We start from the raw sequence: 14,948 nt of genomic DNA on the forward strand, positions 1-14,948 counted from the left end.
TCGGACGGGGTCGTGGTCATCGCCCTACTCCACTATGACCATCTCGTGGGTGGTGTCGTTCAGGCGACGGCCGCCGTCCTCGGTCACCGTCACGATGTCCTCGATGCGGACACCGAACCGGCCGGGCAGGTAGATGCCGGGTTCCACGGAGAAGCACATGCCGGGCACGAGGGGCTGCTCCTCGCCTTCGATCATGTACGGCGGCTCGTGGGTGGTGACGCCGATGCCGTGTCCGGTGCGGTGGATGAAGTACTCGCCGTACCCGGCGTCGGCGATCACGGCGCGGGCGGCGCGGTCGACGTCCTGGCAGGCGGCGCCGGGCCGCACCGCTCGGAAGCCCGCCTCCTGCGCCTCGCGCACGATGTCGTGCACCCGGCGTTCCTCCACGGTGGGTTCGCCGACGTGCACGGTGCGGGAGGTGTCGGAGCCGTAGCCCTCCTTCAGGCCGCCGAAGTCCAGGACGACCATGTCGCCCTGCTCGATGACCCGGTCGCCGATCTCGTGGTGCGGGTTGGCACCGTTGGGGCCGGAGGCGACGATCGTGAAGTCGACCTGGGAGTGCCCGAACCGGCGCAGCAGTGCGGCGAGGTCGGCGGCGACGTCCGCCTCCCGGCGGCCCGAGAAGCGCACACCGCGGATCTCCTCGAACGCCGCGTCGGCGGCGGCACCGGCCGCGGACAGCAGTTCGAGCTCGGCGGCGTCCTTGACGGCGCGCAGCATCGGCAGGGCCTGGGTGAGACAGGCGTAGGAGGTGTCCGGCAGGGCGGACTGCAGCCCCAGCAGATGCATGGCCCAGGCGTTGTCGCTGATGCCGTAGCGGCCGTGGGCGTCGAGCAGGGCGGCGGTGACGGCGTAGGGGTCCTTGCCGTCGGTCCAGTCGCGCAGGGTCAGGGCCGGTGCGGCGGGTGCGCGGGCGGCGTCCGGCGCCTCCAGGGTGGGGACGACCAGGACGGGGTCCTGCCCGGGGGCCAGGACCAGCAGGGTCAGCCGCTCGGTCTCGGCGGTGGGGGCGTAACCGGTGAGCCACACCAGGTCGGGACCCGGGGTGACGAGCAGTCCGGCCAGTCCCGCGTCGGCGGCCGCCCGCGCGGCGCGCTCCATGCGGGCCGTGTAGTCGTCGGCGGTGAAGGGCGCGGGTGCGGTGCCGGTCATCCGGGGCCTCCCAGGGCGACAGAGGGCTACGGGCAGCATCCTGCCCGGCGGGCGGGGGCGACGCGACCCGGTTCGACGGGTTGGCCGGGTTCTCCACCTCTCGGATCGACGGTTGGATCATCCAGAACCATTATCCCGGCCCGGGCAGGCGCACAGCCGCGCTCGTGTGCGCACGCATCAGCGATCTGCGTCTGGGCGGAAGCGCCGCGCGAGCGAGCGGGCGCGGCAGGTGCGCGACCGGCTGCGGGAACCGGTTGTGGGAACCGGTTGTGGGAGCTGCCGCAGCAGCCGGACGGCCGGAGATCGCCCGGCCGGTCACCGGGTTGACCACCGGGTCGATCACCGGCCGCGCCCGCACCCCGGCCGCCCCGGTGGGCACGGTCAGGTGACCACGGCGGGCACGACGGTCAGCTGCTGATAGCCGCCGCTGCGGTGGCGCACCGTCAGCTTCACCTCCTTTCCGGGCCGGGCCCGGGCGACGGCGCGGGCCAGGTCGGCCGCGGTGTCGATCCGGGTCCTGCCGAAGACGAGCAGCACATCGCCGCGCACCAGGCCGGCCGAGAACCCCGGCCCCGGGACGTGCACCCCTACGACCAGGGCGCCCGGTCTGCGGTCGTCCGCGACCTCGATGCCCAGCCGGGCGCGGACGGGCAGGGCGACCGGCGCCGGGGTGGGAGATGTGGTGGAGGCCCGGGTCGGTTCGGGAGCGGCGGGTGGGCCGCCGCCCTGCTGCGACTGGTGCAGGCCGGGCAGCCGGCCCGTGCCGGCCAGGGTGGCGCCCATGGCGCCGAGTCCCACCCCGGAGAGCACCAGCACCGTGCCGATCAGCAGGCCGAGCAGGGTGGACACGAGGCGCCGGCCGCGCCTCCGCGCGGCGTGCTCCCGCCGCTGCGGGGGCCGGGCGGGGCGAGGTTCGCCGCCTTTCCCGGCCCGCCACCTGCCTCCTCTCGCGCACTGCTTCCAGGTGCCTCCCGCACCGCCGGGCAGCGGCTTGGGGCGCAGGGCCGCCTGCTCCATGGATCACCTCCCTTGATCTGCTGCCCGGCGGACCGGACGGCGACGGGCCACGAACGAGTGAGTGGTGCGCATGAGTGGTGAGGTCGAGCTGCCGAGAGGGTGAGGGACGCCGCTCGGATGCTCCGGACGCTCAGCCGCGCACCGGCACGGACCCGGGCTCGGGCACGGGCACGGGAACGGACGGCGTGCGGTGCGGCAGGAATCCGTGGGCGCGGCGGGAGAGCCAGGCGTCCTTGTAGCGGTCCACGTTGTGATGCCAGTGGAGGATGCCCGCCATCCAGTTGCGCAGGTCCTCGACGTATTCCTCCATGACCGCCCGCGCGTCCTGTGAGAGCCCGAAGTCCTCGTGGAGCACCGGCAGTTCGTGGGACACGACATGCTCGAACTGGCGCAGCCGCTGCTCCATCAGGTCGTGCACGATGCGCAGGCCGCGCGGATAGTCGCAGCCGAAGAAGTTCTGCACCACGAGGATCAGGTTGTGGATCTCGCCCTCGTACTCGACCTCCTTCTGGTAGGAGAACACGTCGTTGATCAGCATTCCGTAGTCGATGGCGGCGTTCTCCATCGAACGCACCGGGCCGCTGCGGTACACCTCGGGCGGGACGGCCGGGCCGTGGCCCATCCGGCACATGCTCAAGGTGAGGTCGGAGCCGAAGGTCGAGCGACGCATCTCGAGGTAGTCGACCGGGTCCGGGACGCGGTGCTGCATCTGGTTGGCCAGCTCCCACAGCCAGCTCTCGGTCATGGCGTTCACCGCGTGCTTCAAGGTGCGGCGTGCCTCGGGGGCCATGGCCGCCGTGGTGCGCGCCCACAGGTCGGTCAGGCCGCGTTCCATGGCGTTGGCGGGGACGGTCGCCGGTTCTCCCTCGATGGGCATGCAGTCCGACAGCCGGGCCGTGGTCAGCCGGGCGGCGGCCAGATCGCGGCGGTGGCCGTACACCAGCGGGTAGTAGTCGTCGCCGTACGTCCCCCAGGCGAGCCACTGGGCGCTGAGGTCGAGGGCCTCGGCGGTGGCGTCCGGGTCGAGCCCCGCGGAGCAGAGGGCGAAGTCACCGGCGGCGAGCTTGTCCTCGTCCCACACGCCCTCGCTGAGGATGCCCATCCGGCGGCACCAGCGGACCAGTTGCTCCCGGGAGGTGTCGAGGTGCCGGCACAGCCGCACCGGGACCGGGGTGCGCAGCTCGGGGATCCGGGAAGGGCCGACCTTCTGGTAGGGCACATGGGTGTGGGAGCGCAGCCGCTCGGCTCCCGTCGAGGCGAGCAGCGTGCGGATGTCGGCGGCCGAGGCTCCCGCCCCCTTCGGGCCGTCCCACGGCCGCCGGTCGAGCGCGCCCTCGTTCATGTACCGGCTGGAGCGCATGTGCCATTCGTGTCCGCCGGACTGCCAGTCCTGCAGCCCCTGGGCGTACGCCGCGACCGCCGCCGTCTCGTCCGGGCCGAGTCCCTTCTCCAGGGCGATCGCGGGGACTTCGGTGAACGCGGTGTGCTCGAACTGCTGGAGCCGTGAGGTGAGGACGTCGTTGACCAGGTCGGCGGCCTCCTGGGTGCTGCACCCGAAGAAGGTCTCCAGCACCAGGACGCCGTTGCTGAGTTCGCCCTCCTCCTCGACCTCGCGCTGGTAGGAGAACAGGTCGTTGCGCAGATGCACGGCGTCGGAGAAGGTCTCCATCAGTACCCGGAGCGGCCGGGTGCCGGCGACGGCGGCCGGGACCTCGGCGGTCGCGTACTCCACAAGACCCGCCGACCAGGGCGCCCCGCCGACCTTGCGGCGCATCTCGATGTACTCGACCGGGTTGGCGATCCGGCCCTCGTCGATGTTGGACAGCTCCCACAGCGACTCGTTGAGCAGATGCTCGGTGGCGAGGGCGAACCGGCGGCGCCAGTCGGCGGACATGGCCGGAACGGTACGCGCCCACAGGTCGGCGAGGCCCGCCTCGACCGGGTTCTGCGGCTCGGGCACGGGCGTGGCGTCGTCGAGCGGCATGAACAGCGGCAGCCGGTCCAGGTGGGCCTTGCCCGCGGCGCGGTCCTGGGTGCGTTTGTACTTCTCCAGGAAGTGGTCGTCGAAGAAGAAGACCCACACGTACCAGTCGGTGATGAGCGAGAGCGCGGGCCCGTCGCAGTCGGGGTGCGTGTAGGCGCAGAGCAGGCCGTAGTCGTGCGCGTCGAGATCGGCCTGCTCCCAGACCCCGGAACCCTCCAGCATGCCCATCTCGCGCGCCCACGCCGTCGAGTGGGCTCGTGCCTGGTCGACGTGCGGGTTCAGCCGCGCGGGATGCGGCAGGTAGAAGTGCGGGAGTTCGAACGGCTGCGTCATGGCCGGGAGCTACCCGTGGGTCCGCGGCCGCATCCTCGGGCCCGGACGTGATCACACCATCGCGTGAACCAGTGGTGAAACGGGAGTTCAGGCCTTATGTCCGGACCTGGATCAGGGCGTGGGTGCCGGCGGTGCGCCAGCGGCCGTCGGGCTCGGCCTTGTCCAGCGCCGCCACGGTGTCCGCGCTCAGGCCGGTGACCACGTCGGACTTGAGCGTGCGCAGCGCCGCGACCGGGCCCGGGAACCAGTCGGTGACCTCGGCGAACGGAGTGGTCGGCGGCCAGAGCCGGTCGCCCACCAGGCGGCGGTAGTTGAGGTCGCCCTTGACCACGGTGACGGTGGCCGAGGCGAACTCGGCGCGCAGGTCGTCGGGCATCTCGGCGTAGGGCAGCGGGGCGCAGGAGAACGGGTGCGCGCGCAGCTCCAGCCGGCCGTCGCCGAGCGCGGACCACAGCCGGCGCCCGGAGTCGGCGGCCGCTCCCCGGGCCCGGACGAGCCGGCGCAGCGCGTCGATCACATCGGTGCCGGTGGCGTCGGAGACGTAGTAGGGGTACGGCTTGACGTGCAGCACGGCCCGCGCGACCAGGCCATGGACCAGCAGATGGTCCAGGAGCAGCAGATCGGGGACGAGTTCGCCGCCCGCGTTGTCGGCGATCAGGCAGAGCGTGCCGGTGCCGGAGGTGCCGAGCAGCGACCAGAGCCGCTCGCCGTCGTCGGCGAGAAGGCCGGGCACGGCGTCGGTCTCCCGGGTGCTCTCGGCGGAGAGCCGGAAGCCGAGGTCGGCACGGTTGCCCCAGAGGGAGCCGTGCAGCAGGGCGCGGGCCTGTTCGTCCGCGGGCCGGCCGGTGAGCTCGTCGAGCGCGGCCAGTTCCTCGTCGGTGGCGGGCGAGTCGAGTTCGGCGAGTTTGGCGGGGCGGAAGGGGTCGATGCCCTGCCAGGGGCCGGGGACGAAGTAGCCGACGGCCTCCAGCAACTGGCGGTAGAACCAGCTCTCGGACCACAGCCAGGGCACCTCGTACCAGGACCGGCCGGCGTACGCCGTCATCCCCCACTCCTCCCAGCGCGCCCGGTCGTGGGCGTCCGCGGGAAGGGGTTCGACCCGCCCCTCGGTGCAGTTGGCGAGGAGCGCGTCGAGCGCCTGCTGCTGGCGGGGCTCGTACGGGAAGGCCTCGCGCACCTGCCGGATGATCGCGGGGTGCCGCTCGGACAGCACACCGTGCGGGAACGAGCCGGGTTCGGCGCCGAGGATCACGGGGGCGGCGGGGGTGTCGGGCATGCCGCTCACGGTAACGCGTGTGCGCGGCGGGGCGCGGCACGTCGCACCGGTACCGTCCCCCTCACACCGGTGCCATCACGTCACGCACGTCACTCATGTCGCCCAGGGGACGACGCGGCCTCGCGTTCCGGACGGGTCACCGGCAGTCCTTCGTGTTCCGGACGGGTCACCGGAAGCTCTTCGCGTGCCGGACGGGTCACACGGGCGCGACTTCGCGTTCCAGGCGGGCGGCCAGGCTGAGGTAGCGGGCGCGGCGGGTCACCGGGACCAGGCCGCGTATCAGCAGATGCCACATCTCCGCCGTGCGGCGCGGCTGCCGGGCGACCGGTTCGCGGGAGCGGCCCACGACACGGGTGCCGACGAAGAAGCAGACCAGGGAGTGGGCGACGACGTCGACATCGACGTCCGGGTGGATGTCGGCCTCCTTGACCGCGCCGACGAGCCGGGCGGTGACGATGTCCAGCCACTCGGTGAACGGATGGGTCAGCGGCGGGCGGGGCCGGGTGCCGCCGGTGGCCAGACGCAGGCCGGCCCGCAGCACGGGGTCCTCGGCGGAGAGGCGGGCTATGCCGAAGGTGAGGCGCATCAGCGCCTCCAGCGAGGTGTGACCGCGGATCTCGGTGTCCCGGGCCAGTCGGCGGCAGGTGGCGGACTGCAGTTCCAGGATGGCGTGGGCCAGGTCCTCCTTGGCCGCGAAGTGGAAGTAGAGCGCCCCCTTGGTGACCCGGGCGTGTTCGACGATGTCGCTGAGACTGGTCGATTCATAGCCCTGCCGGTCGAACAGGTCGGCGGCGGCTCTGATGATCGTCGCGCGGGTCTGCTCGGCGCGTACCTGCCTCGCCATCGACTGAACTCCTGTGCCGGGAAAGGAACGGGTCATGCCGTTTGTTTTTACCGTGCGTACACAATAACTCACCGTCAGACCCCGTTCATCACACAGATCGGACCGTGATCGGGCACACAACCGGCAAAAGTAGTTCTGCCGTTCAAAGAAAACAGCACGTCCGGTATCTGATTGTGGCACCCCGGCGGCGACATGAGAAGGCGGGTCGGCAGGTGCTCCGTCCGCACCGGCTCGCCGACTTCAGCCGGTACGCCGAACCGTCCGGGGCCACCAGGTCGATGACGAGGTCACGGCGGTGGGTGTGGCTGATCTCCACGCCGACCCGCGCCCTCGACACCCCTGAGAGCCCCGGCAGTTGGCCGGATGGAGCCGCTGTGCCCGCCCCGGGGTCAGGGTGAACGCGCAGGGTGGTTCTTCCGTACTGCAGGGAGGGGAACGGGTCTGCGAGGCCGGCCCCACCGCGGGTGCCGGCCGGACCGGCGCCGGCACGGCCCGGTCGAGCCGCGCGGTGGAGCCGCCCCGCAGGACCGGTCCCGGCCCGCACGGCCGCCCCCGGCCGTCACCTCCCCGAGGAGCGTTACGGATGTCCCGGACGACCGCACACCGCGCGGCACTCGCGGCCGCCCTGGTGACCCCGCTGCTGCTGCCCCTGACGACGGCGGTACCCGCACGGGCGCACGGGGCGCCGACGGACCCGGTGAGCCGGGTGCTGGCATGCTCGCCCGAGGGCGGGGAGCGGGCCAGGTCGGCGGCGTGCCGGGCGGCCGTCGCCGCGAACGGGGCGCCCTTCACCGCCTGGGACAACCTCCGGGTGCCGAACGTGAACGGCGCCGACCGGCAGCGCGTCCCGGACGGGAAGCTGTGCAGCGGGGGCCTGCCCGCCTACCGGGGCCTGGACCTCCCGCGCGCCGACTGGCCGGCCACCCGGGTGTCGCCGGGCGAGGCGCTGCCGATGAGGTACGTCTCCACGATCCCCCACGAGGGCACCTTCCGGATGTACCTCACCAAGCCGGGCTACGATCCGGCCAGACCGCTGACCTGGTCCGATCTGCCCGCCGAGCCGTTCGCCGAGGTGACCGACCCGCCGTTGACGAAGGGCGCCTACCGCTTCCGCGTCACCCTGCCGTCCGACCGGACAGGTCGTCACGTGCTGTACACGGTCTGGCAGAACAGCAGCACCCCCGACACTTACTACTCGTGCTCCGACGTGGTGTTCACGGAACAGCAGCGGAAGGAGCAGGAGGGGCAGGGGCCCGGGCGGGAGCCGGGTGCCGAGGCGGCAGGAGCGAAGGAGAAGAAGAAGGAGAAGGAAGGGGAGGAGGGGAAGGAACGGGAGGGGGAACCGGAGGCATCGGGCACGCCACAGGAGGGTGCGGCCTCTTCCGGAGGGACACCCTCGGCCGGCGGTGCCGCGCCCGCCGGGACGGTGAAGGCGGCCCCCACGGCCGCGTCCGGGCCGTCCGCACCCGCGCTCGCCGGAGGTGCGGCGGCCGTGCTGCTGCTCGTCGGCGGCGGCGCACTGGCGGTGCGGCGGCGCCGGCGCTGAACCGTCCCGGCAGTGACCCGATGGTGCGGGTCGCGGCGATGCCGCCGCCCCCGGGCATGCGCAGATCCATCAGGGCGACGTCGGGCCGGAGCGCCGTCGCCGCACTGACCACACAGGCGCCGTCCTCGGTCTCCCCCACGGCCTTGATGCCGGGCTCCAGGGAGAGCGGGGCCACGCTGCCCTGGCGGACCACGGTGTGGTCGTCCGCCACGATCACCCGTACCGGCCGGGCAGACTCACCGTCACCGTCGTTCCCCGTCCCGGACTGCGGTCCGGGCGCCCGTACCGTACCGCCCCGCCGTTCCGCACCTCGCCCCGCAGCCCGGCCCCGGGCACTCCACAACGCCCCACAGCCCGGCGGCGCCTGCGTACCGTGCCCGCCGGGGCGGGCGCGCCCCGGCGACGCACCCGCCTCCGCCGCGCTCCCGGACCGCGCCGTCCTGCACGCCGCAGGGCGCCCCAGGCGGCTCCGGATCATCACGATGCGGCAGCAGCAACTCACTTCCCGTGGTCGATCCCTTGACGACCACGGGCCTCACACGGTTGGCTCCGGGCTCGACGAGAGTCCCCCCGGTCCCGCACGACCCCGCGGATCGCTGGTGCTCTCCTCCTGCTCCAGATCGGCCGCACCGCGAGGTCCCCTCCCTCATGAACGCTCCACCGTCGTATCGCCGTCCCGGTCGGTCCGTCCGCCTCGTGGCCCTGGTGGCCGCCCTGGTGGTGCTGACGGCCGGCTGCTCCGCGTTCACCTCCGACGACGAACCCGACGACGGCACGGGCGGCCCCGGGCGGATGAAGGTCGCGGTGGTGGCGCACGGAGGCGAGGGCGACGCCTTCTGGGACCTGGTGCGCAAGGGCGCCGAGGCCGCGGCGGCGAAGGACGACATCGACCTGACGTTCGTGACCGACGCCGACCCGACGGGCCAGGCGGAGCTGGTGCGCGAGGCGATCCGCGACAAGGTCGACGGCATCGCCGTGACCCTGGCCAAACCGCAGGCGATGAACGGGCCGGTGCGGGAGGCGCGCGCCGCGGGCATCCCCGTGGTCGGGTTCAACTCCGGCATCGACGCCTGGAAACCGGCTGGTCTGCTGGAGTTCTTCGGCCAGGACGAGAGCGTCGCGGGACGGGCCGTCGGCGAGAAGCTGAACGGCCTCGAGGCCCGGCACGCACTGTGTGTCGTCCACGAACGCGGCAATGTCGCCCTGGAGGCCCGCTGCGCCGGCGTGAAGAAGACCTTCTCCGGCCGGACGGAGAACCTCTATGTGGACGGCACCGACATGCGCGCCGTCTCCGGCATCGTCACCGCCCGGCTGCGGCAGGACCGGACCATCGACCAGGTCGTCACCCTGGGAGCGCAGTACGCGCTCACCTCCGTCGACGCGGTGAAGGAGGCGGGCAGCAGCGCACGGGTCGCCACGTTCGACCTCAACGAGGAGATGGTGGACGCGGTGCGCGACGGCGACGTGCAGTTCGCCGTGGACCAGCAGCCGTATCTCCAGGGGTATCTCGCCGTGGACGCGCTGTGGCTGTACCGGACCAACGGCAACATCAGCGGCGGCGGAGTGGCTCCCGTGCTCACCGGGCCGGCGTTCGTCACCAGGAAGAACATCGCCTCGATCGCCGAATTCGCCGCCGGCGGGACCCGTTGACGACGACCCGCCCACGGCTCCCCCGTCCGCCCTGCTTCTGCCCACCCACCCGCTGACCGCCCAAGGACGACGATGGCTCCACGGACAGCCCGGCGCCGCCGCCTCGGCTCCATACGTCTCTCACTGGTCCTGCTGGCCCTGGTGCCCGGTGTCACCCTCGCCGCCATGTGGAGCGTGACCACGATCCAGATGTTCTCGGAGGGGCTGCGGCTGCGCTCGCAGACCGAACTGAGCCGGTCGACGGGCGCCATGGGCACCGAGGCGACGCTCGCCCTGCAGCGGGAGAGGAGCCTGACCGCCGCATGGCTGGCCTCCCCCGAGGGCTCCCGCAGCGCCCTGGAGGCACAGCGGAAGAAGACCGACGAGGCGGTGGAGAAGCTCGTCGGGCAGGCGGACGCGATCGCCGAGGCGCCGGGGCGCATCTCGGACCGGCTCTACTCGGTGCTCGGTTCGGTGGGCAGCCTGGAGTACTACCGCAGCCAGGTGGACGACCCCGGCGACATCACCGCCGAGCAGGCTCTTGACCAGTACACGTCGATCATCAACGACCAGATCAGCGCCTTCCACGAGCTGTCCCAGGTCGACGACGGGGATCTGACCTCGCAGGCCGGTCCGCTCGTCGCGCTGGAGCACGCGGCGGAACTGGTCTCCCGGGAGGACGCGATCCTCACCCTGGCCTGGCGGACCGGGCGGCTCGAGGAGCGGGAGTGGACCGAGTTCACCAAGCTGGTGCACACCCGCCGCTGGCTGGTCCAGGATCAGATCGTGCCGTCCCTGCGCGGCAGCGCGAAGTCCCAGACGGAGCGGATCCTGCAGAGCCCGCAGTGGAGCGATCTGCAGGAGATCGAGGACAAGGTGCTGGCGGCGCGCGCCAAGGACGGCGGCGGCGCCATCGAGCTGCCCGGTGAACGCAAGCGCTGGCAGGCGGCGTTCGAGAAGCTGTCCGCGCAGTACGGCACGCTGATCCGGCAGCAGACCGACGGGCTGCTCGACCGCAGCGCCGACGAGGCGCGGCATCTGCTGCTGACGGCCGCCTCGCTGAGCGCCGGCGGACTGATCGCCCTGCTGCTGTGCATCGGCATGTCCTGGCGGATCACCCGCTCGCTGTCCCGGCGGCTGCGCGGCCTGCGGATGGCAACGCTGAGCCTGGCCGAGGAACGGCTGCCCGATGTGGTGGCACGGCTGGAGCGGGGCGAGAAGGTGGACGCGGAAGCGGCCACCACCCCGCTGGACTACGGTCACGACGAACTGGGCCAGGTGGCCCAGGCGTTCAACACCGCCCAGCGCACCGCCGTGCACACCGCCGTCGAACTGGCCGACACCCGGCGCGGGTTCCAGAAGATCATCCTGGGCATCGCGCGGCAGAGCCAGAACCTGGTCAACCTCCAGCTCAGCAAGCTGGACGCGCTGGAGCGCCGCCACACCGACCCGGAGGTCCTCAAGGACCTGTACGAACTGGACTCCACGGCCAGCCAGTTGCGCCGATACGAGGAGAACCTGGTGGTGGTCAGCGGCGAGCGCCCCGGACGCACCTGGAGCGAACCGGTCGCGCTGATCGACATTCTGCGCAGCGCGGTCGGGGAGGTCGCCGAGTACCAGCGGGTGGAGGTGCACACCGAGGAGGAGGTCTGTCTGGCCCCGCCCGCGGTGGCCGACGTCATCCATCTGCTCGCCGAGCTGATCGACAACGCGACCGTGTACTCCCCCGCGCCGAGCCCCGTCGGGGTGCGGGCGGCGATGGTGGCCAAGGGCCTCGCCGTGGAGGTCGAGGACCGCGGACTCGGCATGTCCGAGGAGGACTACGCCTCCCTCAACGCCCAGTTGGCGAGCCCGCCGAAGTTCGACGTGGTGGCCCTCGCCGACGACCTCCGGCTGGGCATGTTCGTCATCTCGCAGCTCGCCCATCGCCACGGCATCCAGGTCACCCTGCGCGCCTCGCCGTACGGGGGGACCACGGCGATCGTGCTGATCCCGCACGACGTGGTGGTCCAGGACACCGGCGGCCCCGCAGCCGACGGAGCGGGCGAGGGCGGTCGGCACAAGCCCGTGGCCTCGGCGGAGGACCGCACCCCTGCCCCGGCGCGGACACCGGGCGCAGGCGGGGAGTCCGCCGCCTCGGCCGCGGACGGCGAGGGCGTACGGGACGCCCCCGTACGGCCCGCCACCGCCGTCGCGCCGGTGTCGCCCCGCGCCGACGGACTCGCGCCACTGCCGCGCCGGGTGCCGCAGACCAGCCTGGCGGCCGAACTGCGCGAGGACGCACCGCCGGCCGCGGAGGCCGACGCCCCCGACGACGACGAGTTCACGGCGGAGCGCGCCGCCTCCTCGCTGGCCGGCTTCCAGCGCGGCACGCTCCGGGCGCGGGGCGAGGCGGCCGGCGAGACGAAACCTCCGGAGGACGGCGCGCGCACCGCCGCGGTGACACGGGAGTTCGAGGCCGCCGCAGAGGCACGGACAACCGGAGCCGGCGCGGCGGCAAAGGCGCCCGAGACCGACGCGGAACCACAGACACCTCAGGACGCCGCCGCGGGGACGAAACCCCAGGCCCCCGGGGAGGCGAGAACACCCCCGGACACCCCCGCGGAGCCATCGCCGCCGTCCGTGGACCGCTGACCGCCGCTGAGCCGGCGCCGGGCCGCACGCGGCCCGCCGGGCGGCGATCACCGAGCACACGGCGCACCGCATCCGTACTTCACGGTGACTGTCCCGACCGGACAGGATCCTCAGCGGCCGGCCACCACCACGGGCCGGTCCCAGAACCGACCGACTCCCGCCGACGCCCCGTAAGGAACACCGTCATGACTCGACCAGCCCCCGCCACGAACACCAAGCTGGACCAGCTGCTGACCGGACTCGTGGAACGGGTCGCCGACGTGAATCAGGCCGTGGTGCTGTCCGAGGACGGGCTGGTGGTGAGCAAGTCCACCGGGTTCCTGCGGGACGACGCGGAGCGGCTCGCGGCGACCGCCTCCGGGCTGATGAGCCTCAGCAAGGGCGTCAGCATGGACTTCCGCGGCGGCCCGGTGCGTCAGGCGCTCATCGAGATGGCCAACAGCTATCTGATCCTGACCTCGGCAGGACCCGGCGCCCATCTGGTGGTGCTCACCGGTCCCGGCGCGGACGTCGGTGTCGTGGCGTATCAGATGAACATGCTGGTGAAGAAGATCGGCGAGCACCTCAGCGCGGCCCCGCGGGCCACGGCCGCCGATCCCGGCGCCGACTCCGGCGTGTGAGGTGAGCGGAGGCGACCCGGCGGGAAGGCTCGTACGGCCGTTCACCCTGACGGGTGGCCGTACCCGGCCGAGCCGCGCCGACTTCACCCTCATCACGACGGTCACGGCGGTGGACCCCCAGCCCGAGACCCTCACCCGGCCGCAGCCCGAGCACACCCGGATCCTGCGGCAGTGCGCCGAGCCGGTCGCGGTGGCGGAACTCGCCGCGCGCCTGGACCTCCCGGTGAGCGTCGTCGTCATCCTGCTCTGCGACCTGCTGGAGGCGGGCCGGATCACCGTCCGTCCGCCGTGCCCGGTGACCCGCACGACCCCGGACCTGAACCTGCTTCAGAAAGTGAGGGATGGCCTTGGCCGGCTCTGACGCCCCCGACACGGTCAAGATCCTGATCGCGGGCGGCTTCGGCGTGGGCAAGACGACCATGGTCGGCTCGGTCAGCGAGATCGTCCCGCTGCGCACCGAGGAGCCGCTCACCACGGCTGGCCTGGACGTCGACGATCTGGACGGCATCGAGCAGAAGCGGTCGACCACCGTCGCCCTGGACTTCGGCCGCATCACCATCGCGGACGATCTGGTGCTGTACCTGTTCGGCACGCCCGGCCAGCAGCGGTTCTGGTTCATGTGGAACGACCTGGCGCTCGGCGCGCTGGGCGCGGTGGTGCTGGTGGACGTGCGCCGCCCGCGCTCCAGCTTCGCCGCGATCGACTTCTTCGAACGCCGGGACATCCCGTTCGTCGTCGCGGCCAACGGTTTCCACGGCGAGCACCCCTACCCGGTGGAGGACATCCGGGAGGCGCTGGCCCTGCCGGAGGCCGTGCCGGTGCTGCTGTGCGACGCCCGGGAGCGGGCGTCCTGCCGGGACGTGCTGATCGCGCTGATCGACCTGCTGATCGCCGAGGCCGCCCCCGTGGGACGGTGAGGTCAGTCCAGTCCGGCCGACTTCAGCCAGGCCTTCGCCACGTCCAGCGGGTCCTTCTTCTCCAGCTGCACCTGCGCGTCCAGCTTCAGCAGGGTCTCGGTGTCGAGCTTCGCGGACACCGCGTCGAGCGCGTCCACGCCCTCCTTCGGCAGTTCCTTGCTGACCAGCGGGGTGACGTTGGCGAAGCCGAAGAGGTTCTCCGGGTCCTTCAGGACGACGAACTTCTCCTTCACGATGGTCGGGTCGGTGGTGAAGATGTTCGCCGCCTGCACGGTGTTGCGGGTGAGGGCCGCCTGGGTCAGCGGTCCGCCCGCGTCGAGCGCCTTGAAGGACTCGAACTCCAGGCCGTAGACGGACTTCAGGCCCTTGAGCCCGTGGTGCCGGGTCTGGAACTCGGGCGAGCCGCCGATCACCAGCTCGGGCGCCACGTCCTTGAGGTCGGCGAGCGTGGAGGAGGCGGTGAGCTTGTACTTCTTCGCCGTCTCGGCGTTGACGCTGACCGAGTCCTTGTCCTCGGCGGGCGAGGACTGAAGCAGCGTCAGCCCCTTGTCCAGCCTGGCCTTGACCGCGGCGTTCACTTCCTCGGCGGACTTCTGCTCCGCCTCGGGGTCGAGGAAGGCGAGCAGCGAACCGTTGTACTCGGGCAGGACGGTGATGGAACCGTTCTTCATCAGGCCGTACGTGGTCTCACGGCTGCCGATGTTGTGCTTGTAGGTGACCTTGATGCCCTTGGCCTTGAGGGCCTCGCCGTAGATGTCGGCGAGCAGGGTGCTCTCGGCGAAGTTGTTGGAGCCGACGACGACGGTGCCGGCCTCGGCCTTCTCTCCGGCGAGCGGGTTGTCGGAGGTGTCACCGGAGCCGCCGCAGCCCGCGAGCAGCGCCGCCACGGCGGTGAGCGCGACGGCCCCCGCGCCGGTGTGCCTCGTCCTGGACCGGGTGCTGTGCGTGCTGGCGGTAGAAGTCATTCACCGATCCAATCCAGCCGCTTCACGATCA

Annotated in this window: 13 protein-coding genes and 1 pseudogene; 6 read left to right on the forward strand and 8 right to left on the reverse strand. The window is 72.2% G+C overall.

What is annotated here, in order from left to right:
* Positions 1–24: 24 nt before the first annotated feature.
* From HCJ93_RS09275 to HCJ93_RS30120, 6 genes are all read right to left on the reverse strand, one after another.
* On the reverse strand, positions 25–1,152 hold the full coding sequence (locus tag HCJ93_RS09275; RefSeq protein WP_167992923.1) for an aminopeptidase P family protein: 1,128 nt from the start codon (positions 1,150–1,152) through the stop codon (positions 25–27).
* A 381-nt stretch (positions 1,153–1,533) separates the two neighbouring features.
* Positions 1,534–2,169, reverse strand: a complete 636-nt coding sequence (locus HCJ93_RS09280) for a PDZ domain-containing protein (protein ID WP_167992925.1) — start codon at positions 2,167–2,169, stop codon at positions 1,534–1,536.
* Positions 2,170–2,299: 130 nt separating this feature from the next.
* Positions 2,300–4,486 carry a germacradienol/geosmin synthase Cyc2 gene (cyc2, locus tag HCJ93_RS09285; protein WP_167992926.1) on the reverse strand — a complete coding sequence of 729 codons (2,187 nt, stop codon included), beginning with the start codon at positions 4,484–4,486 and terminating at the stop codon, positions 2,300–2,302.
* 94 nt (positions 4,487–4,580) lie between these two features.
* A complete protein-coding gene (locus tag HCJ93_RS09290; RefSeq protein ID WP_167992928.1) occupies positions 4,581–5,762 on the reverse strand; it encodes a damage-control phosphatase ARMT1 family protein in 1,182 nt (393 codons plus the stop codon).
* A 196-nt stretch (positions 5,763–5,958) separates the two neighbouring features.
* Positions 5,959–6,606, reverse strand: a complete 648-nt coding sequence (locus HCJ93_RS09295) for a ScbR family autoregulator-binding transcription factor (protein ID WP_167992930.1) — start codon at positions 6,604–6,606, stop codon at positions 5,959–5,961.
* Positions 6,607–6,748: 142 nt separating this feature from the next.
* Positions 6,749–7,150 (reverse strand): proprotein convertase P-domain-containing protein, encoded by a 402-nt coding sequence (locus tag HCJ93_RS30120; protein WP_373563568.1) that lies wholly within the window; start codon positions 7,148–7,150, stop codon positions 6,749–6,751.
* Between the two features lie 39 nt (positions 7,151–7,189).
* On the opposite strand from HCJ93_RS30120, the gene HCJ93_RS09305 reads away from it, so the two are divergent.
* Positions 7,190–8,152: a lytic polysaccharide monooxygenase gene (locus HCJ93_RS09305; RefSeq protein ID WP_167992931.1), complete on the forward strand. Its 963-nt coding sequence runs from the start codon at positions 7,190–7,192 to the stop codon at positions 8,150–8,152.
* A gap of 28 nt (positions 8,153–8,180) precedes the next feature.
* Here HCJ93_RS09305 and HCJ93_RS30125 read toward each other — a convergent pair.
* Positions 8,181–8,630: pseudogene (locus HCJ93_RS30125) on the reverse strand (response regulator transcription factor); the annotation flags it as partial.
* Positions 8,631–8,800: 170 nt separating this feature from the next.
* Between HCJ93_RS30125 and HCJ93_RS09315 the strand changes: the two are divergent.
* The 5 genes from HCJ93_RS09315 to HCJ93_RS09335 all read left to right on the forward strand — a co-directional run bounded on the left by HCJ93_RS09315 (position 8,801) and on the right by HCJ93_RS09335 (position 13,952).
* Entirely contained in the window at positions 8,801–9,802 is a 1,002-nt protein-coding gene (locus tag HCJ93_RS09315) for a substrate-binding domain-containing protein (protein WP_167992933.1), read from the forward strand.
* A gap of 72 nt (positions 9,803–9,874) precedes the next feature.
* The gene (locus HCJ93_RS09320; RefSeq protein ID WP_167992935.1) at positions 9,875–12,415 is read left to right on the forward strand and encodes a sensor histidine kinase; all 2,541 of its coding nucleotides are present in this window, start codon (positions 9,875–9,877) and stop codon (positions 12,413–12,415) included.
* Positions 12,416–12,600: 185 nt separating this feature from the next.
* Entirely contained in the window at positions 12,601–13,035 is a 435-nt protein-coding gene (locus HCJ93_RS09325; RefSeq protein WP_167992936.1) for a roadblock/LC7 domain-containing protein, read from the forward strand.
* A gap of 1 nt (position 13,036) precedes the next feature.
* The gene (locus HCJ93_RS09330; protein WP_167992938.1) at positions 13,037–13,396 is read left to right on the forward strand and encodes a DUF742 domain-containing protein; all 360 of its coding nucleotides are present in this window, start codon (positions 13,037–13,039) and stop codon (positions 13,394–13,396) included.
* Positions 13,377–13,952 carry a GTP-binding protein gene (locus HCJ93_RS09335; protein ID WP_167992940.1) on the forward strand — a complete coding sequence of 192 codons (576 nt, stop codon included), beginning with the start codon at positions 13,377–13,379 and terminating at the stop codon, positions 13,950–13,952. The genes HCJ93_RS09330 and HCJ93_RS09335 overlap by 20 nt, the downstream gene beginning before the upstream one ends.
* Before the next feature lie 2 nt (positions 13,953–13,954).
* Here the strand turns inward: HCJ93_RS09335 and HCJ93_RS09340 are convergent, their stop codons facing one another.
* Positions 13,955–14,917 (reverse strand): ABC transporter substrate-binding protein, encoded by a 963-nt coding sequence (locus tag HCJ93_RS09340; protein ID WP_167992942.1) that lies wholly within the window; start codon positions 14,915–14,917, stop codon positions 13,955–13,957.
* Positions 14,918–14,948 lie beyond the last annotated feature (31 nt).

Source organism: Streptomyces composti (assembly GCF_012034205.1).
In the GTDB taxonomy this organism is placed as follows: Bacteria; Actinomycetota; Actinomycetes; order Streptomycetales; family Streptomycetaceae; genus Streptomyces; species Streptomyces composti.